The organism is Kothea flammea (assembly GCF_052161645.1).
GTDB lineage: Bacteria > Planctomycetota > Planctomycetia > Pirellulales > Pirellulaceae > Laterigemmans.
The window spans coordinates 3,944,977-3,968,019 of the sequence record NZ_CP197414.1 but is presented as its reverse complement, the minus strand read 5'-3'; the positions used below and the strand labels follow the sequence as shown (position 1 = coordinate 3,968,019).

Here is a 23,043-nt window from a genome sequence, read left to right as displayed (position 1 = left end):
CGGTATGGGCCGCACCAAGGAGTCTCCCGTTGCAGTACATATTCGCTGGATGATTCGGCGAGATATGCCGGCGGTACTCGATATTGAGAACAAGAGTTTCGAGTTTCCGTGGAGCGAAGAAGAGTTTATTCGCTGCCTTCGCCAACGGAATTGCATTGGCATGGTTGCGGAACATGACGACCAAGTCGTCGGCTTCATGATCTATGAATTGCATAAAAATCGCTTGCACATTTTGAATTTCGCGGTTTCCCCAGCGGCTCGCCGCAGCGGTGTGGGAAAAGCGATGACCGACAAGTTGGTCGGCAAGCTTTCACACGACCGCCGCAACCGCATTATGCTGGAAGTCCGCGAAACAAATCTGGACGCTCAGCTCTTTTTTCGCAGCCTCGGCTTTCGCGCCATCTCGGTGTTGCGGGATTTTTACGACGATTCCACCGAAGATGCTTATCTGATGCAGCTGCGATACCAGCCTAGTCAAGAGGAGCTGACCTTGCCCAATAACCGCATCACGAGGTTGGCCGGCTGAGCCCCAGGCCAGCCAATGCCGGCCAGATTCCAACGGTAAGAGTGAAATTCACGAGACGCCTTGCCGGAATAACTGCGTTTTGCTAACTTATAACTGTCGCGATCAATCGCGGCTTAAACGTTTAAGTCAGCGTCGACACCAATGTCGCGGCAGATTTGCTGTGTAACCAAGCCCCTGTAGCTCAGTTGGTAGAGCAACGGACTCTTAATCCGTGGGTCCAAGGTTCGAGCCCTTGCGGGGGTACTACAATGCCCGCTCCTAAAGCATTACACGCTTTCAGGAGTGGGTTTTTTTGTTGATTTTGAGCACTGCCCACGGCCTTTTGGTGGTTACTGCCCCCGTAGAGATGTTCCCACCGGCGTTCCCAAACCTTGCCGCACAGTTGCCGAAGCTGGCTCCGTTAAAAGGAGAGGGGCGAGACGGTTTTCTTCCAGCCGAAGGGGGGTTGGCGATCGACAAGGCGATTAAAGATGTGCCCCCGTATCCGATTCGGCAAGCAATCAACAGCAACGAGAGCGTGAGCTCTTTTCATCCATCTAAGCCATCCTGCCAGAAGCAGCGAGTAATGACTAACGGCTTAGATCAAGGACCTGCCGATCCGTGATTCTCGCGCACCCTCTCTTTGAAGCGGGAGTCTAAACCGACAACACTCTGGGGAACGATCCAAGAATCGCTTCTTGAAACATGTTTTGAGGAACGCTAATTCGCACACATTAACACTAATCTAAAACCAGTTGCGCTGAGTAGTGCCAATTAGCGCTGACTAGTGGTTCACTTTCCCTGGGAGGCTTCGCTGGTGTCCGCCGCGTTTAAGACGTGACTATTCCCCAGGAAGAAATTGCAGCGAACGAGCTTGGTTCAACGGTCGGACCACTTGTGCGACAAAGTCGCTCTGCTCAGCCAATTTGGCGACCTCTTCGGCCTGCAGGGACGATTCACAAAAAGCAAACACGGCCGGCCCCCACGAACTTTGCCCAATGCCTTGCACTCCCTCGGCGCGGAGGCGCCGAATAAAGTTGGCTGTCTGCGGCCCCTGGTAAGGGCCACCCTGAACCGCGGCAAAGAAGCCGCCGCTGGTCAAGTTGTACTGAAACACCGCGTCTGAAAAACGTTCGAAATCGGAGGCTTGCAACGCGGGTAACAACTGACTCTCCAAAACCGATTTTAATCCCCCCCGGACCACCGAATTGGGGCGTTTCAACTTGGCAAACCTGGCTTTCTCTTCGCCTCCAGAAATTCGCACCGCGGGGTGTTTGGCGGCAAACAACACCACTCGCCAACTCTCCGGCAGTAATGCTTGGCAGGCGACCGGGTTGAGGACCCCGCGAGCCCCCTTTGCAGCCTCGTAAACGAGGCCTCCTTGCCAATACCCATGGATCCCGACGGCGGAGCGCTGACCTCGCCCTGCTACTTGCGTGGCCAAAATCTCTTTGTCCAGTTTGACACCGTAGAGCGCGGCAAGTCCTTCGGCGACCGCTAGTGCTAACTGGGTGCCAGTTCCCAAGCCCGTATGCGAATGAGGCCGTTCATCGACCCAGACGCGAGTGGTCAGCATTTCCCGCGAACCAGCGTGCTCGCAAAAACGTTGCAGAACCTGTCGTACACGCCCGCTGACGTCGTCCTCGGCGGCTACTTCCAGGCTCGGTGTGTCGGCTGTAGGAGGTAAATTCGCTGCCGTCACGCGCACCACGGTCCGCGGTTGGTCAATCATGATACCCACGCCCCCAAAAGGTACGCGCGTATCTAATAGACCAAAATGCAGCCGCGAGCCTGTAATAATTCGAACTGTGGACATTGGCGTCAACCCTTAAAACCGCATCGCGGTGAATCCGCCATCCACATAAAAAACACTTCCAGTAATATACGAGGCCGCCGCCCGACTGAGCAGCAACAGCACCGTCCCAATCAACTCCTCGGGCTTACCGAATCGTTGCATCGGAGTACCATTGATAATGCTGGCTGTTCGCTCCGCATCTAATAATTTTCGGTTCTGCTCTGCGGGCAAAAAACCGGGGCAAAGCGCGTTGACGCGGACATTCCGCGTGGCATACTCGCGTGCTAGATTTTTCGTCAAATTGATCACGGCGGCCTTCGAAGCGGAGTAAGCAAACACGCGAGACAGCGGCAAATGGGCGGTCACCGAGCCGATATTCAAAATCGAACCTCCCGCCGGTTGGGTGGCCATCAGCGGCGCGAATGCTTGACAGCCAAGGTGAGTCCCCGTGAGATTTACCGTCAACACCCGCTCCCAAGCGGCCAGCGTAAGTTCCTCGTAAGGAGTGCCATCGTTAATTCCAGCAGCGTTGATCAGGATGTCGACTTTGCCATGATGGGCTGTAACATCGCGAGCAAGAGCATGCATGGAGTCAGGAGAGGACACATCGGCGATGGCGGCTGATGCAGACAACTCCTCGGCCTGTAAAGCCGCCACGAGTTCGTTACCACGATCCTCATCCCGCCCGGCGATCACGACGTGCGCACCGGCGGAAGCCAAACCATGACAAAAAGTCGAACCGAGCACACCCGCGCCGCCGACCACGACCGCAGTCTGGCCGCTGAGCGAAAATAGCGATTGCAGATAACTTGCCGTATCAGGCATGGGGCTGTTTTCTCAGATCGAGCCATTCGCTGTGGAAGGTGCCTTCCCGATCGATCCGTTGATAAGTATGCGCACCAAAATAATCGCGTTGCGCTTGCAACAAGTTGGCGGGCAGTCGAGCCAGGCGATAACCATCATAGTAATTTAGCGCGGTGCTAAATGCGGGCACCGGCACACCCAGAATTGTTGCAGTGGCGACGACGGCCCGCCAAGCTTCTTGAGCCTGCTCGATAGCATTCTCAAAGAATGTGTCGAGCAGCAAATTCTCCAGGTTCGGCTCTTTATCAAACGCTTCCTTAATGCGGTCCAAAAAGCGGGCGCGAATGATACATCCACCACGCCACAGCAGGGCGCACTGGCCGTAATCGAGCCCCCAGTCATGCTCGGCCGAAGCCGCTTGTAACTGCACGAATCCTTGGGCATAGCTGACCACCTTAGAAGCGTACAAAGCGTGTCGCACAGCGTCCACAAACGCTTGGCGATCTCCAATTAATTGTTCGGTGACTGCTCGAAACTTGGCATTCGCGTCCGCTTTGGGTCCGTCGAGCACTTTCGCAGCGCGAACTCGGGCTTCTTTCTGAGCCGATAAACCGCGGGCAAACACGGCGGTGGTCACCAGCGTGCTGGGCACCCCCAAGTCAAGCGCCAATTGGCTCATCCATTTGCCAGTCCCCTTGGCTCCTGCGACGTCCAAGATCTGATCGACCAAATAGCCGTCGCCACCGAGGTCATCTTTGGCGCTGAAGATATCTCGCGTGATTTCAATCAGATAGCTTTCCAAATCCCCCTGATTCCACTGCGCGAAAACATCATACAGTTCATCGTTGCTGAGCCCACCCACTTCCTTGAGCAGATGATACGCTTCGCAGATCAACTGCATATCGCCATACTCGATTCCGTTGTGCACCATTTTCACGTAGTGACCGGCACCGCGGGGGCCCACCCATTCACAACAGGGAATGTCTTCATTGGGACCCACCTTTGCCGCGATCGCTTGGAACATTTCCTTGATGTGCGGCCAAGCGTCGGCCGAACCGCCCGGCATCAAGCTGGGCCCTTTGAGTGCTCCCTCTTCGCCACCGCTGACACCGGCGCCCACGTACAAGAAGCCGGCTTCTTCAACCTGCTTTGTGCGTCGCTCCGTATCGAGGTAATGCGTGTTACCCCCATCGATGATAATGTCACCAGGCTCAAGCAACGGCAGCAAGCTGGTAATAATTGCATCAACCGCTGGTCCCGCTTTCACCAACAGCATCAACTTGCGAGGCCGCTTTACCGCTTTGACAAATGCTTCGATCGTGTGGCAGCCAACGAATGCTTTGTCTTTTGCGCGACCGGCGAGCAATTCGTCGACCTTCTCGGTCGTGCGGTTGTAAACCGCCACTTTATAACCACGGCTCTCAACGTTCAGTGCCAAGTTTTCGCCCATCACGGCCAAGCCGATGAGACCGAAATCACAGGAGTCACTCATGACAATTTATTCCCAGAGATAAAGATAATTGTGAGGGGGAAACGCGAGCAGCTCAGTCGACTTTAAAGCTCGGCTGCTCGGGCAAATAGCTGGCAAATTCGTCAAGCAATTGTTGTTGATAGTCACCGGCAAATGTACCAGCGAAAAATTTATCGATTGCTTCGTCGTGGAAGCGTTGCCAACTGGCTTCCTCGGCACCCGGATTAATCGGATAGAAGAGAGTCTGGTTTGCTTTGGCTGCATTGTAGTCGCCCGGCGCGTCACCAATCATCAGCGACTTATCGGGGTCATACTTTGCGGCATTGGAGAGCGTTTCTTTTTTATTACCAGCCTCCTGACCACAGATAGCGACCACGAACTTTCGCAGATCATGCTCTTCCCATTCGGCCTCGAGCGCTTCGTTCGGTGTTGCCGAGCAGACCAACAAATCGGCCTGCTCAACCATCTTGGCTAACGACTCACGAACCATCGGAAAGGGAGGTACCCCACGCACCATCGCCGACACGGTATCGTTGACGGCAACCGACCATTTTAGCGCGGCGGCCAAGTCGGCGTCTCCGCTCTGGGCCACTTTTTGCTCCAAGGCGGGATTGCCCAGTTTTGTTTCCGTGTTGACCCAGTCGATCAAGGCTTGGGGAATCTTTACTTCCACGCCACGCGCTTTCACTTCGGGGCGGCGCTGCAACCACTGCAGCGTCTCGACCAGGGCGGGAAAACGATTGATCCCACGGCTTTTGCTGTACAAGTTGACGAACTCGGCAGCCTCACGAGCATACTTACTGATCGCCTGCAGTTCGTAATAGTTGATAATGTTGGGAATAAAGCACTCTTTGTGCTTCAGCTCCATCGTATCAAATACACATCCATCCGAATCGATGCCGACAAAGAATTTATGCCGCGGAGTAATTTCGTACATAGCATGTTCGCAAAAGTTAACAGGGTTGGTCAGGACAAGCGTTGGTCAGCACAAGCGTTGGTCACGACGAGCAGCGTCGTTTAACGAGCCGCCGATCAGCGGTCTGCTTGGGGTACATAAGCGGGCAACTTTTGGCTGGCATGAATCGGCTCTAAGCGAGTCATGCGTTGGCGACCGCCAATCATCGGCAGCGATACCATTTCCTCGCCCACCAACGGCATGGCGTAACGGACGAAATCATCGGTCACATCATTGCCACTCGCCGCGATCCAATGCTTGGGGAAAGTGCGTTCGCTGTTGGCCACTTCCGACAGCGGCACTTTGTCGTAGCGGACACTGTAGATCGGACTGTCGTTTCGCAAAATCGTGGCCATGTAACCCGAGGTGTGCGAAGCGGCCAGTTGGGCACACATCTCTCCGGCATGATAAGCTTCGTCGAGATCGATCGTCGAGGTATAGGCCATCGAGTGACGCTGGTCGGTGCCGGGTACGTTGGCCCGCGCCGCGCCTTTGGCGGCCAAGCCAGCTTGGTTGAGATGGTTGACGACCTTTTGAGCAACCGTCAGCTGACTGCTGCTGAAACTGACGTGCCCAAACGAATCACGGACTTCGCCGAGCGAGCCGACGTCAAAACCCTCGCTGACGACAACGATACAGCGTCCGTCGCGACGCAATTGATCATTCACGTTGTCGGTCATCTCTTCGATCGTGCAAGGACTTTCCGCCAAATAAATCTGCAGCGGCATCTCGCGAGAAGGATCGGCCAACCGCGCGGCGGCGGGAATAAAGCCGATCCGTCGTCCCATGGCTTGCAAGACCAAAACCGGATCGGCCGGGCAAGAGCCGCTATTTTCCTCATTGGCATACTGAACGGCATGCATCCAGTACTTGGCCGTGCTGGCATAGCCCGGGGTGTGGTCGATCAATTTAAATTCGCTGTCGCCAACGTCATTGTCAATCGTCTTAGGACCGCCGATGCCGACCACGTCGAGCCCGCGAGATTGAGCCAATTCGGCGATCTTGTTGGCGGTATCCATCGAATCATTCCCGCCGATGTAGCAGAAATAGCCGATATCGTGCGCTTTTAGCACAGCCAGCACCCGCTCGAAATCTTCGTCTTGGCCGGCTTTCAATTTATAGCGACAGGTCCCGATCGATCCGGCGGCGGGCGTGTAGCGGAGCAGAGCGATCTCTTCAGCAGGTTGCGCCGAAAGGTCGATCAACTCTTCTTTAAGCACCCCTTCGATTCCGTGCCGAGCACCGTAAACAGTGCCGACCTCAGCCATCTGCCGAGCGGTCTCGACAATCCCGCGGAGTGTATTATTTATGACTGGACTGGGACCGCCGCTCTGGGCGACGATCATGTTGCGAGGTGGAGCCATGCGATTGCGGGAAGCATAGAGGGAACGAGATGATGGGCGTTACACTCGAGAACCCAACCGGGCCGCCAACCCAATTCGACGGCCTGACCGATTCACGGAAGAGAGTTTAGCCCTGTTGCCCGTTCCCTTCAATTGGCCGCTTTTCGCAACGTGGTCATATATTCGACGATATCGACCAGTCCTTGCTGGTCGAAAGCGTGGTGCAAGTTTTCCGGCATAATCGATTTTTCACTCAATTTCAGTTCATCGATTTCTTGCTTGGAAATCTCCCGATCAATCGCTTCTGCGGTTCGTAAAATCAGCAGATCATCGGTTTCGCTGACTTTTACCCCCGCGATCACTTGGCCGGAAACCAGCAAACAAATGTAATTCTCATAGTTGTGGCTGATCCCAGCGCTGGGGTCGAGGATCGAGATAACCATTGCTTCACGCGACAACTTATCGCCAATTTCGCTAAGGTCGGGTCCCACTTGTTTGCCAAATTTATCGACGACGTGGCAGTTTGCGCAGGTCGCTTTTTCGCGAAACAGTTGGCGCCCGCGAGCCACATCACCGCGGAGGGCTGCCAATTGGTCAACCGGCGGCAAGGGCTTGAGATCGGGCTGTGTCGGCAAGGGCAGCAACTCAGCCGCTCGTTGGCGAATGGCCGCGTCCTGGGAGCGGCTGAGCAAGCCGGCTGCCAGCAGTTTGGCGTCGCCCGGCAGTGATTTTTTCGCGGCCAAATTGAGCAGCGCGTCGGCTCCGAAATTATTTCCTGCCATCGTGCGGGTGGCGGCAGCTCGCACGGCATACGGACGCTCGGTCGCCTGCACCAGCGGCGTCACCAAACGAACCGCTTGCTGATTTCCCAACAGCCCCAACAGGCTCGCCATGGCGGGCGCCGTTTCATCATTGGCCAGCTCGGCAACGACCAGTTCGCGGCCCGCATCGAGTTGCAGCAACAAACGCGTGGCCTCCACGCCGTTGGAGTTTTCGCTGTTGGCAAGCGCCAATGCCAGCAGCTGCGGCGCCGCGTTGGCGGGACGGAAACGCTTGACCAAAGCCAAGTAGGCTGGCGTCCCCGCGGCGCGGTCAATGTGACGTTCGACAGCTGCCAAAATCGCCGTGTTGGTTCGCCAGTCGAATTGCTCCATGCGTTCCAATGATCGCACGATCACAGCGTCATTCCGTTCGCTGGGCGACTGCTGGCTGAGACGCAACACCACGGGTCGCAATGCCGCGGTCCGAGCCTCAGCAGCATGAAACTCCAGCGAGCGAAAATAGCGATCGGTGGCTTCCACTGGCAGCTGGGGATCGCTGAGCAACTGCCCCATTTTCTCCGCCGCTTGATCGGCCCTTACCCTCCACACCAAATCTCTTGCCGCCGCCGAACTCTCCCAGTCCCCCGAGCTCGTCTTTAGCCAAGCGGCAAAGCAAGCTGCGGGCTGGGCATCTGAGCCGATCCCCAAAGCTTCCAAATACCAACGGTCGCCAGCCTGGTAACGATACGCTAGTCGCGCCCACAACTCGGGGACTCGGGGGTCGTCGCAGAAGCGAAGTGCGACGGCTGCTTCACGCAGCACGGCGCCGGAGGGATCTTGCGTCACCCGAGCCACCACGTCGGCAACCGAAACGCCATTTTGTCGCGCCAGCCGAATGGCTGTCACGCGAATGTTGCTGTCGCTGTCTTGCAATGCCAAGTCAACGTAGTGCTGTTCGCGCCCGGGGATTTTCCCCAGCAACCAGAGCGCGCGAGCGCGAATCCGAGGGTTTTCATCCGACCACAATTTGAGCAATGCTTTTTCCGCGTCGGCACCCATCGCATGCAAGGCCGTCCAAGCTCGATAGCGGACCGAATGATTAGGATTAGTCAGCGCGGCGGCGGCGCCATCCGCCGTGCTGTAATCGAATTTGGGAATCACATACTTGCTGCCGGGTGGCGCAATGCGAAACAGTCGGCCCCGCTCGAGATCTTCCTGCCTGTGTCCACCCACGCCCGGGTCATACCAATCGGTTACAAACAGCGATCCGTCCGGGGCGACGCAAACATCTGCGGGACGAAACCACTGGTCCTCAGTTCCGGTTAACAGGGGCAAAATTTCAGCGCTATAGCCGGCTCCATCAGGTTTCACCGGGTAGCTGCGGACCACGTTGGGACCAGCATCACAGTGAATCATCTGATCCCAAAACCTTTCCGGTAATAAACGTCCCTCATAAACGGTGATCCCCGTCGGCGAGCCAGCACCGGTTTGCAACAAGTTTGGCACCACGCCGGGGTCATTCAAATGCCAGTGACGTAAGGGGATTTCAGCTTCCCAACCGATGCGTTCCGCGCCCCAACCGCTGCCGTCAATTGTGTCGCGATAACCATAATTCCCATGCTCCATCACGAAATTGATTCGCACACCACGATTTCCATCATCATCATTATCGCTCTGCCACAACGTGCCGAACGAATCGACGGTTGTCTCCCAGTTATTGCGAAAGTTATGAGCCAATACTTCCATGTTGTCGCCCGATAAATCGCAACGAAATGGCATGCCACCGAAAAAGGGTTGGCCATTATCAATGATGGGTCTGCCGTGAATATCAACAACAACTTGGCCCGCCGCATCTTTCACCACTTGCCCGGTGTTGCCAACGTTCCAATACAACTTGCCGTCAGGTCCGAATAGAAATGAATGGTTGCTATGGTCGTGCTGCGGCACGCCGGTCTCGGTAAACATGGCAACCTTTTTATCTGCCCGATCGTCGCCGTCTTCGTCGGTAAAACGCCAAACGTAAGGTGCCGCTGAAACGATTACCTCGTTGCCCAACACGCACAAACCCATCGCCGAATCAATGTCACGCCCTTGGTAGAAAACGGTCATCTCATCAGCCACCCCATCTTGATCAGTATCTTCCAAAATCAAGATGCGATCACCCTCGGGACGACGGCCGTTATTGCCGCGATAGTTGACGACATCGATAACCCAAATGCGGCCGCGATCATCAATGTCAAGGTTGGTCAGGCTGCGGAGGGCGGGTTCGCTGGCGGAGAGGGTAACATCCAGGTCAGCGGGCCACTCCAAACCGGCCAAAGCGTTCTCGGCCAACCGAGCCGGGTTGTCGGCTGACGATCCCGAGTTTACATCCGCGGGAACGGCGTCGGCATAAACCAGAAACTGGACGCTGCTGGAGGCCCCGTTATTCTGCTGAGTGCCACCGGTATCGAGTGCTCCGGTGGCTTTGAAGGTCTCGCCATAACCTTCAGGTATTTCGAAATGGATCACGCTGTTGGCGTGCGTGCCAATGCCGGTCGTTTTTTTTTCACCGGCAACCGACAGTTCCTGCCCGCCAGCGTTCTTTCCCTTGCGAACTTGCCCCCATTGCGATGTGGCTTGCTGCCAATCTAAATCCAACAGGGAGAGCGTTCCGCGGGGACCAACCAAAACAGGCTCGAGCCAGTTGGCCCAATCACAGCCGAAGCCATCTCCCGCATCATTGACGATCAAGAAAAGCTCTTTCGCTCCGTCGAGCGAGACCTCGATCTCGACGGCATGTCCAGATGTCTTCGACGTGATCACGGGTGATTGGAAAAGCCGCTTGCCCGATTGTGCTTGATCGGATTTTCCAGCAGCCGCATTACCTTCACCGGCGGGCCGAATCGGGATACTGCCCAGTTTGAATTCTTCGGCAACTTTTTCAGGATTGAACTGTCCGGGCGGTTGATAGTCTTGGTTCTCACGCAATCGGGAAACGCCCAGCGGATTGGCTTTGACGCCCCCCTCGGGAACCTCCACCCCGGCGGTCCAGAGAATTGCGTTGCCAACTAACCGTTGCATCTCCTGGCGTCCCCAGTTCCAGTGAAAGTGGCCACCGGTGAACCCAAATGATCGCCCGCCTTGAGGACGCTCGAAGGCCCACGCCACAACTTGTGGTTGCCGCTCGGCAACTTTACGACGCACAACTGGATTTCCGCTGTGTGGGCCATCGGGACGACGCATCGTCGACTCCGGCGGAATCGCTTGCAGGATCGGTGTCACCCCGGCCATGTCCTCGGGAAATCGCATGTGAAAATACCACTCGTCGTTCGCCTCAAAAGGCTGCAAACCTTGAGTGATTGGGCTGTCGGGCAAGGCGGCAAAGTTGGCCACCCAGTGCGGATTCACCGACCAATGGGTTTCGAAATAACCTCCCAGCCAATTGATAAAGCGATCGCCAATTTCACCCTTGGGGACCTCCACGGCATAATGCAAACAGACCAAACCTTTGCCCGCGTCCATCAACTTTTGCAGTTGATCAAAGTGGGGAATCGCCAAATGCCCGCCACCGCCATCGGAGTAAATTACGATGGTGTCAGCTTGCTCTAACAGCGTCGCGTCGCCGGGCCAACCTCGCACGACCTGGGTTTCGACTCCTAAATTGGCCGAGGAAATCAAATCGGCCAAGATGCGACAACCGGCGTAGTGCTCGTGCGATCCGTAACCGTGGCTGGGGTTGCCGGCAATGAACAAAATTTTTGCCGCTGCCGTTTCGGTCGCCGGGGCCGCCTGCTCAGCACCGCAAGCGGGACTGAGAAAAAATAGAGGCACGGCACACAGCATCAGAGCACGCGAGCGGCAAAGACCAACCGCCGGTCTCCAGCACTTGGCAAACAGGCGCCGGTCCTCTCGGGTAGCGGGGCCCCGCTCGTCAAAAGATGAGTTCATCGTCATGATTCCCAGGCGAAAATAATCAATGGAAGGAAATTAGGAGGGACCGCAAGGCCATGGCGAAGGAAAAAGGCATGATCGGAAACGTGGTGGCAGAAGCGACGACCGATCACCAGCTTTTCCGCCAGTGCCTTCACTCCTCTGCCGACCATTCTAAACACGATTCGCCACGTCAGGATAGCCAGCGGGCATTTGTCGACCAGTATATCAAAGCCAACGGGGAATTCAGCCTCCTCCGCGTGGTCGCCGTTCAGTCGCAAAGCCGATTCCACCAAAACCAATTCCGGGACCGATCTCGCCGGGACTCTCTTGGACCAATTGGCTGATCGCCTTAAAGTTGGGATGCAGCGAGGTGCGGCACCACTCAAACATCACGCTTTCCGTGGTGGTCAAACTAACCCCTTCGTCTCGCAGACGATCAATCGCCACCCCATGGTCCTCTCGATTTCGCGAGCCAACGGCATCGACGACCACAAAGACGTCAAACCCAGCCGCCGTTAAATCCAAAGCGGATTGCAGCAAGCAAACGTGCGTTTCGATACCGACCAAGACCAGCTGGGAGTGTTCGGCAGCCGCCCAAGCCTGAAACTGGGCGGTCAACACGGCGGCGCTGAAATCACGCTTTTCATGGCGCTCCGGCAGGTGTTCCAATAACGGCTCCACGGTATCGCCAAGTTTCGCCGGATATTGCTCGCTGCACATCACGGGCACCTCCAACAGCTTGGCGGCCCGCAGCAGCCGCGAAGTGTTCCAAATCAAACGACGCCGCTCGGATATTTGTTCGACCAGGCGATCCTGAATATCGATGACAACCAGACCGCTGGTTTGGCTCTCCAACAGGCGGGGGCTCCGCCAATTGGCGACGGGGGACTCTGTGTTCACGTTCATTCTCGAGGGCTAGGGGATCTCTTGACGTCAAGAAGCTGGTTTTACTATCGAGACGAATATGGAATTCTTGCAGTCTAGACGATTACTGGCTTGTTGGCTGTTGCCCTGTTGGCTGATGGCATGCTGCTTGGGCTGCCGCAGCACTCGGGCACCCCTGCACGTTTGGGTCCCGCCGAAAATTAATCGCACAGCCGGCAAATCAGTGCTGATCGCCGAAATCGTGGGGCCGGAACCTATGGCCTCTCGACTTCAGCATGCGCTGCTGAGCACCGCACCGCCGGAACCAAGTCGAAAAGTCCAACTGATTACCCAGCAAGCACTGCAAACACAGTCCACCATTCAACTCGCTTCCGCTGTCGAACAAATGCCGAGCGATGTGGCGCTGCTGCATGCCGCTCATCAACACGACATCGACTATCTGTTGTTCGGCGAAATTCTTCAGCTCCGGCGTGGCAACATGAATCGCTCAGGGGAATCCTCTGCCGCTGCGACGGACCCATTAGCGCCTATTGCCAGCCAGCAATCAACGGTGGCCACCAACGCCTCCCCCAATCCAGCGACGACCGAACACGTGACCGTTTCCTGGAAATTGCTCGACGTCCGCCGGAATCAAATTGTGGGCGGATTGCCGGTTACGGTTTCCAGCGACGAAGAGCTAGCCGAGCGAATGGCGCTCCGTAGTTGGGAATTATTGTCACCCCATATCAAAAAGTTATCGACTCCTCTGGCGGAGCCTTGGGTGTCGTTGGGTTCACGCGAGATCCGTCACGGCAACGCGCTGGCGGAGCAAGGCGACTGGGCGGGTGCCGAGCAGATTTGGCAGCAGGTCGTCGAAAAACATCCTCGCAACCACGCGGGTCTGCACAACCTGGCGCTGGCCGCGGTCGCTCGCCAAGACTTAGTCACCGGCAAGGGGCTGGCGCGACAAGCCTTGGTCATCGGTCGCAAGCGAATGTATGCGGAAACGGTGATCTGGATCGAACAACGTCAGCTTGATTTGGCCAACAGTTTTAACTTGCCTCCACCGCCGGGCGGCTGGCTCTTTGTCCGCCCCCAACGCGAGTCGCAATGAGGTTCAATCAAGGCCAGGTTTCACCGCCTGCGGCAGCAGGAACGGGGGCGAAGGGCACGCGAGTTGGGTTGCGGCGAACACAGCACCTCAAAAAATTCGCGGCTGTTGCGTACCCAACGGTTTTTGATCAATGGTTTTTGATCAATGGTTTTTGATCAACCACAGAGTGGGACTACTTGAGGGTGATGCGGCAGAGGTAGCTGTCGGCGGTGATGAATAGCGTCTTGCCGTCAGCTCCCCCCAGCGAACAGTTGCTGGTTCGCTCGCCCGTCAATAAACGACCTAAGAGCTTTCCTTCCGGATCAAAGACGTAAATCCCGCCAGGGCCGCTGGCCCAAATGATGCCGCTAGAATCAATGCACATCCCATCCGGAAGCCCGGGCAATTGGCCAACCTGGTCCGTGGCGTCATAGATAACTCGACCCTCGCCTAACGTTAAATCATCTGCGACCGGAAATGCCATCCAAATCGCTCGCGACGGGTCACTCTGCGCGACATACATGGTCTTCTCGTCCGGTGAGAGACCAATCCCATTGGGCCGCGCTAATTGCTTGGTCAGCAATGTCAGTTTGCCGTCCTCGTCCAAGCGAAAGACGCCGCAAAAATCCAACTCGCGTCGGGGATCGTCCGCTCGATCAGGCAAACCGTATGGCGGATCTGTGAAAAAAATATCGCCCGAGGAATGAACCACCAAGTCGTTGGGACTGTTCAGTCGACGCCCCTCGAAGCGATCGACTAACGTAACTTTCCCGCCTCCTTGGGTTAGCATGCTGACCCGACGGTCACCATGCTCGCAGGCTAACAGGCGGCCTTGCCCATCCAGGGCCAACCCATTACTGCCCGGCTCCAAGCCGTAATAGCTGACCCCGGTGTAACCGCTGGGCCGCATGAATTCCTCAACGCCAGTGCTGGGGGACCATTTGAATATCGTGTTGCGAGGGATGTCCGAAAATAACAAATGCCCGCCAGCTGCGGTCGGGACCCAGACCGGACCCTCGGTCCATGTAAAACCGCTGGCGATGACTTCGATGCGAGCATCCTCGGCAACAAGCTCCGCAAAACGTGGGTCCAATGGTTCAATACGACCAATCGTGGCGGGAGCTTGGCCGTGAACAGTGGCGACCAGGCTGATGGCCAGGGTGATGGTCAGAGAAACTGCGGCGGCAGCACATCGCATCGACATCAGGTGGGGCATAGTACGTCAGGCGGGCAAGTGTCTGGGGAAGGATTTCGGGAGCGGATCCACGAAAAAAAGCGAGACTTTCATCTCGCTTATTGTGATTACTCAAGTCGCCCGAGGCTATACCCAGCGCGATAGCTTTTTCGCTAACCTTCCCAACGAACGTTAACCTAAAAGGGGGGGGCTTGATTACTGCAGGATCATGTCATCGACAGTTTTCCCGGACGGAATCATCGGCACCACGTGCTCTTGATACGGCACCTCGACATCCAGTACGAAGGGTCCGTCGTAGCTGAGCATCTCGTCAATCGCCGCTCGCAGGTCCGATTTCAGCCGTACGGTGGCCGCTCCGCAGCCGTAACCCTTGGCGATCTGCACAAAGTTCGGATAACGGTCACCGGCGTAGGCAAAGCGGTCGGCATCACTTGCACCGCGAGCTTCCAGGTGGTCGATCGGTCCCAGATAAGTGTGCGCCCGGTTGCGATTCATGAAGCGGTCTTCCCACTGCACGACCATCCCCAAGTGTTGGTTGTTGAGCAACAACACTTTCACGGGCAATTTTTCGCAGTGCAGCGTGGCTAGCTCCTGAATGTTCATCTGAAAACTGCCATCCCCGTCGATGTCAATCACCAACGAGCCGGGGTTGGCGGCTTGGATGCCCATCGCTGCCGGCAGACCGAAGCCCATCGTGCCGAGCCCGCTGCTGCTGTGCCAAGTTCGTGGACGCTGGAATTTGAAGAACTGGGCCGCCCACATCTGGTGCTGGCCAACGCCGACCGCCACGTAGGGATCGCGATCACGGGTGGCATTGCAGAGTTCACGAATCGCGTGCTGTTGCAAAATCCCGTCAAACTGTTCGTCGTAGCTGAACGGGAATTGCTGTTTGAGTTTCTTGCAGTGCCGTACCCAATCGCTGCAATCTTCGGGGGGCTCGACCACAGCGTTGAGCTCGCCCAAGAACTGCCCAACGTCGCCGCACACTGGAATATGGACGACTTTGTTCTTGTTTAGCTCAGCCGCATCGACGTCGACGTGAACAATTTTCGCGTTCTTTGCAAAGGACTCGACATGTCCGGTGACGCGATCGTCAAACCGCACGCCAAGGGCCAACAACAAGTCGCAATCACGGACGGCATAGTTGGAGTAAGCGGAGCCATGCATACCGAGCATATCGAGCGATAATTCATCGTCGCCAGGGTAAATCCCCAGACCCATCACGGTCGTGGTCACGGGGATGCCGGTCTTTTCGACCAATTCCCGCAGCTGGGCGGCCGCACCGGAGATGATGATGCCGCCGCCAGCGTAGATCACAGGGCGTCGAGCCCGCCGGATCGCCGCGGCAACTTGGTTGACTTTTTCCGCAGCCACCGGGGGACGAACTGGATTATAGCCGGGCAAGTCCATCGGCACGTCCCAGTCGACTTCGGTCGATTCGAGCTGGATATCTTTTGGCAAATCGACCAACACAGGTCCTGGACGACCGGTAGTGGCGATGTGAAAAGCTTCCTTCATGATCCGCGGCAAAGTGCGAACGTCAGTGACCAAATAGTGATGTTTGGTGATGCCGCGACAGACTTCCACGATCGGTGTTTCTTGAAAGGCATCGGTGCCAATTACCGCCGTGGGAACTTGACCCGTGATGCAGACCATCGGCACGCTGTCGAGCTTGGCATCGGCGATGGCGGTCACCAAGTTGGTTGCACCAGGGCCGCTGGTCGCCATCACAACGCCCACGCGGCCGGTGCTACGGGCGTAACCCTGAGCGGCAAACCCGCCCCCCTGCTCGTGCCGCGGTAAAATCGTGCGGAGTTTGTCTCCGGCGCGAGTCAGCGCTTGGTGCAGCGGCATGCTGGCGCCACCTGGGTACGCAAATAGGACCTCGACGCCGTGATTGATCAGCGACTGAACCAGGATGTCGGCTCCGGTCATTACGCAGGATCCGTCGGCGGTTTTCGTGGTACTCATGCGTTTACTGTTCCGTACTAGTTTGCGAAGGGGTTTTCGTTGAGTGTTTGTCGTTACGCGTTTATGGTCGCCAAGATTGATATTTACGTGGTCGGCTATAAATACGAATCTAAAGAGCAAATCGCGAATGGGCAATGCGTAAATTGGTCCAATGACCGTGGCTAGCGCTAAAACGGCTAACGCAAACCGTGGCTAGCGCCAAAACGGCTAACAGACAGTTCATTAAGCCTCCAGGTTCACACCTGGACATACCATCATACCATTGATTCGCCTGGTGCCAAATGACCCCAGCACGGCCATCTTCACAATTTGCCTTCACCTGCTGTCCGCTGCTGGCAATGGTGGGACGCCCCATATTATGGGAACTGGTCGGCGTCGCTTGCGGCGGAGCGGTGGGTAGTTTGCTGCGTTATGGTTTGACGCGATTGGCCGTCTGGTTGCCCGGAAGCAGCAGCTATCTAGGCACATTTGCGGCAAATCTCATCGGCTGCTTGGCGATTGGCGTGTTGACTGGTTACCTCAGTTCGGGAGGTAAGTTAGCGGCCCATCAACAAGTCGCAATCAAAGTTGGCTTGCTGGGTGGCTTGACGACTTTTTCCACCCTCGCCCTGGAGTCGGTGGCGCTGGCCGCAGATCAACGCTGGATGCTCAGCGCGCTCTGTTTGTCGGCTAATCTTGTTTTTGGTTGCTTGGCGGTAGTCGTCGGCATCGCGCTCGGAAAATCACTAAATCCCGCCGGTTGATCGACGACCAGCTATCAGGAAGTATCAGCATGAGCATGGAAGCGGTGCAGGTCCAAAGCAGTTTCGTGTCGTCTTTCCCGCCGCGAAAGTCTGAGCACACTCTGCTTTCCGGGAGCGAAAGACGATCCAGCGATCGTGTGTTTGCTGGTGAGCGAGCAGTTCGGGGAGATGATTGCTGGGCTGGCAGGTGCTGGGTCGCGTGCCTTGCGTTGTTGCTCGTGCTTTGTCCCGCGATTTGGCACTCAGCCTGCGGACAAGCAGTCGATCTTCCTGCGATCGAGATTCCCGCTAGTCGGCTGGATGATGCGGGCCTGTGGGATGTTCAGTTTTTGGATCCCGACCAAGGCTGGGCTGTGGGTGACTTGGGTGTCATTTTGGTGACCCGAGATGGTGGTGATAATTGGCGCCCGCAGTCAAGTGGCACGAGCGCTTCGCTGCGAGCCGTTTCGTTCTTGAGTCCGCGCGATGGGGTCGTGGTGGGCGGTTGGTATGAAACGGACACGGGGCTCAGCCGAGGTGTCATCTTGCGAACTCGCGATGGGGGTGCGAGCTGGGAATCAGTTCCCAGCGACTTGCCCGCCCTGACCGCTTTCACGCGTCTGCCGGGTGGAGTTTGGATTGCCAGCGGAGACTGGTCGTCGATCCATCTGGGGCGATTGTTTGTCTCCGAAGATCAAGGTCTCAGCTGGCGAGTTATCGATGGTGACCAGTCGTTTCCGGCGACTGCGCTCTCGTTAAACTCCGCGGGCGTTACGTTGTGTGACCATCAGGGCGTCTTATTTCAATTTGATCTGGCCAACTGGCAACTAGCCGCCTTGTCGGCGCCCGGCCCTTGTTCGTTGCTGCATGTGCACGCTGATACGGCAATCGCCGCGCTGCAAAGTGGCGGCCTGTTGGTCTCCCGCAATGGCGGCCAACGGTGGACGCCGCTGAATCCCGCACCGCCAGTTGATGCGGAACGGTTTCCCGCGGGGCGGGAACTGGCCAGTCGCGGTGGCAGCGACGAGGCTGATTTTGACATCAGCCGTTTTCAAGCGTTGTGTGCGACGACCTCGAAAGATGGAACGATCTGGATCGCCGGGCGCGCCGGGCAATTATCTGTTGGCGGTGGCTCCCAATGGCAAGAGAAGTTGGCATCCGACGGGCATTAAACAGCCCCTGCGGTCGATCTACTTTCAGGATAGTTTTCGTGGCTGGGCAGTCGGTGGCTTGGGGGCAATCTTGACAACTCGAGATGGTGGGCGGAGTTGGCGTCCGCAATGCGACGTTAACAAACGAGCCATGGTGTTGGGGATCGCCAGTCAAGCGAAAGATTTGCCCTGGTCGGCGCTGGCCGCTGAATCGCTCGAGTATGGAAGACGGTTCGCCGTGGTCATCGATCAGGATGTTGTGGTGGGCAAGCAAGCACAAGAGTTGGCCACGAGCAAGCCGCTGAGCAATCACAATCCGGCGCTGGAAAATCAGCTCGATCGAACTCGTTACGCCGCCGGTTTAGTCGGTGGTGGAGACTGTCTGGGGATCGCCTCGGGCGAGCGTGGAATGGCGGAGTTGGCTGCGGCAATCGCCAGTTACAAGCCGACCGTCTTGGTGTTGGGGGCAGACCTGACGGCCGAGCGAAGAGCGGCTATCCAGCAGTTGGCGATCGAGGCGAAGATCGCCCGCGTCTATCAAGTAGTCAGTTCCGAGGGCCGGGGCGAGATGACTTTTCACAGTTCGGCCGTGTTGCCCGTCGCCGGCGCGCTCACGGGCGATTTGTGGATGACGGCGCTGGAAATCGTGGCGCCGCAGCAAAGCATCGAGGATCGTTTAAATTTGCGACTCAACTGGGATGACACTAACCATCAGCCCTCCAATGCCGGGGTCGGTAGCGGGCTGCCCGCTCGCGATGCACAGTGGAGTATTCCCACGGGACGGCGGCGAAATCTACAAGTCTTACAAGCTCGCAGTGGCGATTTGAAACGCGTTGATCGGTTGCTCAGCCAAGCGGCCGACCAGGGTATGCAAGCATCGCAAAAGGCGATCGAGTTGTTGATTCGTCAGGCCCCCAAGGAGACTCGCGGGCAGCTGCTGCGGATGCTCTTGCAACGAGCCAGCCAGCGAGGAGGCTCGCAGGTTAGCAGCATTGGTGCGGTGCGAGTTTACTTGTTGGGACTCGAGTTTGCCGCCAGCGAGTTTGCGGATCAACCTCTGGGGCGTTGGGCCGCGCTGCGGGTGGCTGCGTTACGGTCGAGTCTGGAATGGCAACCAATGCTGGCGCTCTGCGAGACGTTTACGCCGGCCACGACAAAAAGCTCGTTGACACCCGTAGCTTCGCACCGCTCTCCCTTCGAACGTGAGGAAATCGAACTGAAGCCGGTCGCCGCCTGGACGGTCTCCCCGGTGGACGCTTCGGGAACTGGGAACCCGATGTTCGCAGAGCCTAACTCGGAGGCATTCACTCCGAAGCCAATGGTGCGTCAGGCCAATCTTGAGCAAGCTGCTGAGCAAACCGATAACAATCAACTGGTCGCCTTGGCGGAATTGAGTGGAGATGCGAGTGGAGGGTTTGTTGATGAGGTTGGCGCCTGGCCAGCGGACGTGCAGGGGAATCTGAGCGGGGATACGGATGGGGCGGCGGTCGCTTTGCCGCCCCCAGAACTTTACTCGTTAGCCACCGAGGATGCTTTGGCATGGCGAGTTCATCCCCTCGTACTGGCTTGGAAATCTAAGTACGGCGCCGACGTTATGGATTCCTGGGATCGATCGGCTTGGGAGCAATTGGGCTTGGCCGCCTCGGCGGGTGGGTGGCAGAAGTTAGCTCGGCCAACTCCGCAGAGTTCGCTGGTCGCGCCGCTAATACCGGCAGCTGCCACCGCCGAAGTACCTTGGCTGGATGGTCAATTGCGAGAAGCAATCTGGAACGCTCCGGCGATCGCCGACGAACAACCGCTGCTGCGAATCGCTTATGACGAACAATATATCTACTTGGGAATCCGAGGTGTTTTCCACGCAGATGATCGGCTGCCAGCGGCGGATCGTCGGGAGCGGGACGAAATGCTGGGCGACCAGCCGCGGGTGCTCTGCGAACTCGATATGGATGCTGATTTGCTAACGGCTTATCAGTTGACAATCGATGCTCAAGGACGCACGCATGATGCACTCGATGGCTTCGCGCTCTGGCAACCCCAGTGGTATGTGAGTACTGATGTGCAACAAGGTATTCGCACTATCGAAGCGGCAATTAGCCGCCATTCACTAGGCCTGGATTCGATCGATGCGGAAACACGTTGGCGAGTCCGTTTGACGTTTCTCAAAGCGGGTGAAGCGCCAGCGGCTGATCATGCCACTAATCCAAATGGCTGGATCACGATCACGCCGGAGTGAGGCTGGAGGCTAGTGGCTAGTGGCTAGTGGCTAGAGGCTAGAGGCTAGAGGCTAGAGGCTAGAGGCTAGAGGCTAGAGGCTAGAGGCTAGAGGCTAGTGGCTAGTGGCTAGTGGCTAGAGGCTAGTGGCTAGAGGCTAGTGGCTAGTGGCTAGTGGCTAGTGGCTAGTGGCTAGTGGCTAGTGCATTTTGCATTTTACAATCTCCATTTTTCCTTAATCATTTTTTTGTTGTCACTGATCTGTCTGGCAGTTTGCTGATCGCCCTCCGCGCTGGGCGTGGCGCCCCGGCTAACGCACTGTTAGCGGTTTTGGCGCTAGCCACCGTTCTGTTGCACGTGGCGAGTTCGGTTCAAAACGGGAACCGCGGCTAGCGCCGTAGCGGCTAACAGCGACTTAGTGCTCACATTCAATCAATGCCGATGCCTTCGCTAGCGTAGAGGCCAAAAGTGGCCAACCAATGGTCCCCTTCGTAATGGCCACTATTGATATATTGCAAGCCGGCAGTCAGGTGCGCTTGAGCACTAGTCAGCAAACCGCCGCGTAGCGGGTGATCGGCGGGAAGCGATTGAGCGACTGATCGCAAGCACCAAGCGCGATGCAGGTTGAGTCCGGCTAGATGCACCAGCTTGGGATCACTGAGGTCACTTACGACCACCGGCGCTATCGTGCCGTCGGTCAATTGGCTCGCCAAGTGTGGCAGGAAAGCATTCAGCCAGTCGATAAACTCTTCCTCGGTTAGCACTCGCCGCATCAAGTCGGCTTCGTTCCAGCAGGATGAAAAGAAGTCATGCCCCGATGGTTCGTAGTGTACCGGGTAATCGATGTCTTCACGGTAGAAAGTAAGTGCGCGGTCGACCGCCAGTTGTTCAAGGCCGGCTAGTTTCATTAGGCGAGCATAATCTAAAATTTGTCCCAGCGCAAATGCCGTGTCGGGGTGTTGGCCAGTGCGGATGGGAAAGCTCAGCAAGGGCAGGTAAGCTTCAATGCGTTGCACGAGTAGGTTTTCCAGGGGCTGGAGATTTTTCCGCCACGCGATCGCGTCGGGATCGTCCCAGCCATCAAGCTCGATGGCTAATCGCAGCAGCCACGCCCAACCGTACATCCGCTCAAACGTCTTTTGCTCGTCTCGCGAAAAAAACTCGGCTTCGCGACGCAAATTATCAGCGGTGAGATGCTCCGTCAGAACTCGGCGAATAAGGGCTGCCGACTCGATTGTTGGATATTGTTTCAGCAAGCGGACCAAGACCCAATGGCCATGCACGCTGCTGTGCCAATCATAACAGCCAAAAAATGCCGGAAAGTGCTCGCGGGGAGTCTTGATCTGTTCCGCATTCGTGTAGACCAAAGCCAGCTTGTTGGGAAACTCGGTGTCGACCCCATTGAGGACCAATTGAGCCCACTGGTTGGCGGCGCCCAGAGATAGCGAAGCGGGCATGTTGGCGTCTGCTGACTGGGTGCTTGCTGGGTTGGTGGTCTGTGGTGAAAACAAGGCGGTGATTAGATTTGCGACGATTCGGTGGCCGCCGAGATTGGGATGGTTTGATTGTGATAAGAGATTTTCAAGCGGTGTGCCGGCGGCGACTTGTTGGCGAAAGGCAGCGTAGGCATCGACGACGGGTAAGCCGTATGCGGCACCTAAGTCTCTAACTTGTTGTGCATGCTGCGCCAGCGGCGTGTCGTCGTCCAGCAGGTCCGTACCTGCGTCGGGAGTCGGGGTCAGCAGGACTAGCTTAATTCCGGCCCGCACGCTGCGGTCGATCATTTCACTCCAAGCGGCGCGGGCTGCGGGTAGTCCGATGCGGCGGTCGTTAAGGCAATAGTCGATAAATACCACGTCTGGTTTTAGGTTCAGCACTTCTTGTTGAAAACGTTCCGCTCCGCGTTGAGAGTTTTCACCGCCAATGGCCGTAATCGAGATGTCGATCGCGGCTGTCGGAAAAGCGTCGCACATCTGCTGCTGAAACAAGACCGGATAGCTCTGGAATCGCTGTATCGTGGGCGTTTTGAAATAGCCAGCGGGAACGGAATGGCCATGGAAGACAAATCGAATTGTCCTATTGTTCGGCCATTGCTGTTCTAAGTCGACGCGCGTTTCAGCAAAGAAATCCGAAGCAAGCACGGTTGCAACGGACTCGTTAGCCGACACCGAGCTCGTCGTTGGTGGCACAGTTTGCGCCCAGCTGATTGTCGCGTTGAGCAGAATCAAAGTGGCGGCAAGCGTTGTTGGAACGATGGATCTCACTCGAGGTTCACTCTTCGAAAAAG

Annotated in this window: 17 protein-coding genes, 1 tRNA gene and 1 pseudogene; 7 read left to right on the top strand and 12 right to left on the bottom strand. The window is 56.8% G+C overall.

Annotated elements, in window-relative coordinates:
- The first annotated feature begins 49 nt into the window (after positions 1-49).
- The 3 genes from rimI to SH139x_RS14990 all read left to right on the top strand — a co-directional run bounded on the left by rimI (position 50) and on the right by SH139x_RS14990 (position 1,130).
- Positions 50-526, top strand: a complete 477-nt coding sequence (gene rimI / locus SH139x_RS15000; protein WP_488356024.1) for a ribosomal protein S18-alanine N-acetyltransferase — start codon at positions 50-52, stop codon at positions 524-526.
- Between the two features lie 170 nt (positions 527-696).
- Positions 697-769, top strand: a tRNA-Lys gene (locus SH139x_RS14995).
- A gap of 82 nt (positions 770-851) precedes the next feature.
- On the top strand, positions 852-1,130 hold the full coding sequence (locus SH139x_RS14990; protein WP_488350589.1) for a hypothetical protein: 279 nt from the start codon (positions 852-854) through the stop codon (positions 1,128-1,130).
- 216 nt (positions 1,131-1,346) lie between these two features.
- Here the strand turns inward: SH139x_RS14990 and SH139x_RS14985 are convergent, their stop codons facing one another.
- The 8 genes from SH139x_RS14985 to SH139x_RS14950 all read right to left on the bottom strand — a co-directional run bounded on the left by SH139x_RS14985 (position 1,347) and on the right by SH139x_RS14950 (position 12,455).
- A complete protein-coding gene (locus SH139x_RS14985) occupies positions 1,347-2,321 on the bottom strand; it encodes a GHMP family kinase ATP-binding protein (RefSeq protein WP_488350588.1) in 975 nt (324 codons plus the stop codon).
- A 12-nt stretch (positions 2,322-2,333) separates the two neighbouring features.
- Entirely contained in the window at positions 2,334-3,125 is a 792-nt protein-coding gene (locus tag SH139x_RS14980; protein ID WP_488350587.1) for an SDR family NAD(P)-dependent oxidoreductase, read from the bottom strand.
- Positions 3,118-4,596 carry a decarboxylating NADP(+)-dependent phosphogluconate dehydrogenase gene (gene gnd, locus SH139x_RS14975; protein WP_488350586.1) on the bottom strand — a complete coding sequence of 493 codons (1,479 nt, stop codon included), beginning with the start codon at positions 4,594-4,596 and terminating at the stop codon, positions 3,118-3,120. Before gnd ends, SH139x_RS14980 begins: the two co-directional genes overlap by 8 nt.
- Positions 4,597-4,648: 52 nt before the next feature.
- Positions 4,649-5,512, bottom strand: a complete 864-nt coding sequence (locus SH139x_RS14970) for an HAD family hydrolase (protein WP_488350585.1) — start codon at positions 5,510-5,512, stop codon at positions 4,649-4,651.
- A gap of 95 nt (positions 5,513-5,607) precedes the next feature.
- Complete coding sequence (locus SH139x_RS14965) at positions 5,608-6,894, bottom strand: diphosphate--fructose-6-phosphate 1-phosphotransferase (protein ID WP_488350584.1); 1,287 nt, start codon at positions 6,892-6,894, stop codon at positions 5,608-5,610.
- Positions 6,895-7,022: 128 nt separating this feature from the next.
- Positions 7,023-11,564 carry a PVC-type heme-binding CxxCH protein gene (locus tag SH139x_RS14960; RefSeq protein ID WP_488350583.1) on the bottom strand — a complete coding sequence of 1,514 codons (4,542 nt, stop codon included), beginning with the start codon at positions 11,562-11,564 and terminating at the stop codon, positions 7,023-7,025.
- A gap of 2 nt (positions 11,565-11,566) precedes the next feature.
- Positions 11,567-11,827, bottom strand: coding sequence for a hypothetical protein (locus SH139x_RS14955; RefSeq protein ID WP_488350582.1), 261 nt, complete (start codon positions 11,825-11,827; stop codon positions 11,567-11,569).
- Positions 11,793-12,455, bottom strand: a complete 663-nt coding sequence (locus SH139x_RS14950) for an isochorismatase family protein (protein ID WP_488350581.1) — start codon at positions 12,453-12,455, stop codon at positions 11,793-11,795. Before SH139x_RS14950 ends, SH139x_RS14955 begins: the two co-directional genes overlap by 35 nt.
- A gap of 235 nt (positions 12,456-12,690) precedes the next feature.
- Here SH139x_RS14950 and SH139x_RS14945 point away from each other — a divergent pair, with 235 nt between their 5' ends.
- Positions 12,691-13,527, top strand: a complete 837-nt coding sequence (locus tag SH139x_RS14945; RefSeq protein WP_488350580.1) for a hypothetical protein — start codon at positions 12,691-12,693, stop codon at positions 13,525-13,527.
- Between the two features lie 172 nt (positions 13,528-13,699).
- Here SH139x_RS14945 and SH139x_RS14940 read toward each other — a convergent pair whose 3' ends face one another.
- Entirely contained in the window at positions 13,700-14,710 is a 1,011-nt protein-coding gene (locus tag SH139x_RS14940) for an SMP-30/gluconolactonase/LRE family protein (RefSeq protein WP_488350579.1), read from the bottom strand.
- Between the two features lie 186 nt (positions 14,711-14,896).
- On the bottom strand, positions 14,897-16,672 hold the full coding sequence (ilvB, locus tag SH139x_RS14935) for a biosynthetic-type acetolactate synthase large subunit (RefSeq protein ID WP_488350578.1): 1,776 nt from the start codon (positions 16,670-16,672) through the stop codon (positions 14,897-14,899).
- Between the two features lie 281 nt (positions 16,673-16,953).
- Here ilvB and SH139x_RS14930 point away from each other — a divergent pair, with 281 nt between their 5' ends.
- The 3 genes from SH139x_RS14930 to SH139x_RS14920 all read left to right on the top strand — a co-directional run bounded on the left by SH139x_RS14930 (position 16,954) and on the right by SH139x_RS14920 (position 20,778).
- Positions 16,954-17,415, top strand: coding sequence for a fluoride efflux transporter FluC (locus SH139x_RS14930; protein ID WP_488350577.1), 462 nt, complete (start codon positions 16,954-16,956; stop codon positions 17,413-17,415).
- 218 nt (positions 17,416-17,633) lie between these two features.
- Complete coding sequence (locus SH139x_RS14925) at positions 17,634-18,566, top strand: WD40/YVTN/BNR-like repeat-containing protein (protein WP_488350576.1); 933 nt, start codon at positions 17,634-17,636, stop codon at positions 18,564-18,566.
- Complete coding sequence (locus SH139x_RS14920; RefSeq protein WP_488350575.1) at positions 18,475-20,778, top strand: hypothetical protein; 2,304 nt, start codon at positions 18,475-18,477, stop codon at positions 20,776-20,778. Before SH139x_RS14925 ends, SH139x_RS14920 begins: the two co-directional genes overlap by 92 nt.
- A gap of 406 nt (positions 20,779-21,184) precedes the next feature.
- Here the strand turns inward: SH139x_RS14920 and SH139x_RS14915 are convergent, their stop codons facing one another.
- On the bottom strand, positions 21,185-22,213 hold the full coding sequence (locus SH139x_RS14915) for a DUF2891 domain-containing protein (RefSeq protein ID WP_488356023.1): 1,029 nt from the start codon (positions 22,211-22,213) through the stop codon (positions 21,185-21,187).
- Positions 22,214-22,300: 87 nt separating this feature from the next.
- Positions 22,301-22,897, bottom strand: a pseudogene (locus tag SH139x_RS14910) (SGNH/GDSL hydrolase family protein); the annotation flags it as partial.
- Positions 22,898-23,043 lie beyond the last annotated feature (146 nt).

What these genes read in the sequence shown, in the direction of transcription:
- SH139x_RS14985 (WP_488350588.1), bottom strand. Translation starts at nt 2,321, where the DNA reads ATGTCCACAGTTCGAATTATTACAGGCTCGCGGCTGCATTTTGGTCTA.
- SH139x_RS14950 (WP_488350581.1), bottom strand. Translation starts at nt 12,455, where the DNA reads ATGAACGTGAACACAGAGTCCCCCGTCGCCAATTGGCGGAGCCCCCGC.
- SH139x_RS14965 (WP_488350584.1), bottom strand. Translation starts at nt 6,894, where the DNA reads ATGGCTCCACCTCGCAACATGATCGTCGCCCAGAGCGGCGGTCCCAGT.
- SH139x_RS14930 (WP_488350577.1), top strand. Translation starts at nt 16,954, where the DNA reads ATGACCCCAGCACGGCCATCTTCACAATTTGCCTTCACCTGCTGTCCG.
- SH139x_RS14915 (WP_488356023.1), bottom strand. Translation starts at nt 22,213, where the DNA reads ATGCCCGCTTCGCTATCTCTGGGCGCCGCCAACCAGTGGGCTCAATTG.
- SH139x_RS14960 (WP_488350583.1), bottom strand. Translation starts at nt 11,564, where the DNA reads ATGAACTCATCTTTTGACGAGCGGGGCCCCGCTACCCGAGAGGACCGG.
- ilvB (WP_488350578.1), bottom strand. Translation starts at nt 16,672, where the DNA reads ATGAGTACCACGAAAACCGCCGACGGATCCTGCGTAATGACCGGAGCC.
- rimI (WP_488356024.1), top strand. Translation starts at nt 50, where the DNA reads ATGATTCGGCGAGATATGCCGGCGGTACTCGATATTGAGAACAAGAGT.
- SH139x_RS14970 (WP_488350585.1), bottom strand. Translation starts at nt 5,512, where the DNA reads ATGTACGAAATTACTCCGCGGCATAAATTCTTTGTCGGCATCGATTCG.
- gnd (WP_488350586.1), bottom strand. Translation starts at nt 4,596, where the DNA reads ATGAGTGACTCCTGTGATTTCGGTCTCATCGGCTTGGCCGTGATGGGC.
- SH139x_RS14945 (WP_488350580.1), top strand. Translation starts at nt 12,691, where the DNA reads ATGGCCTCTCGACTTCAGCATGCGCTGCTGAGCACCGCACCGCCGGAA.
- SH139x_RS14920 (WP_488350575.1), top strand. Translation starts at nt 18,475, where the DNA reads ATGGAACGATCTGGATCGCCGGGCGCGCCGGGCAATTATCTGTTGGCG.
- SH139x_RS14940 (WP_488350579.1), bottom strand. Translation starts at nt 14,710, where the DNA reads ATGTCGATGCGATGTGCTGCCGCCGCAGTTTCTCTGACCATCACCCTG.
- SH139x_RS14980 (WP_488350587.1), bottom strand. Translation starts at nt 3,125, where the DNA reads ATGCCTGATACGGCAAGTTATCTGCAATCGCTATTTTCGCTCAGCGGC.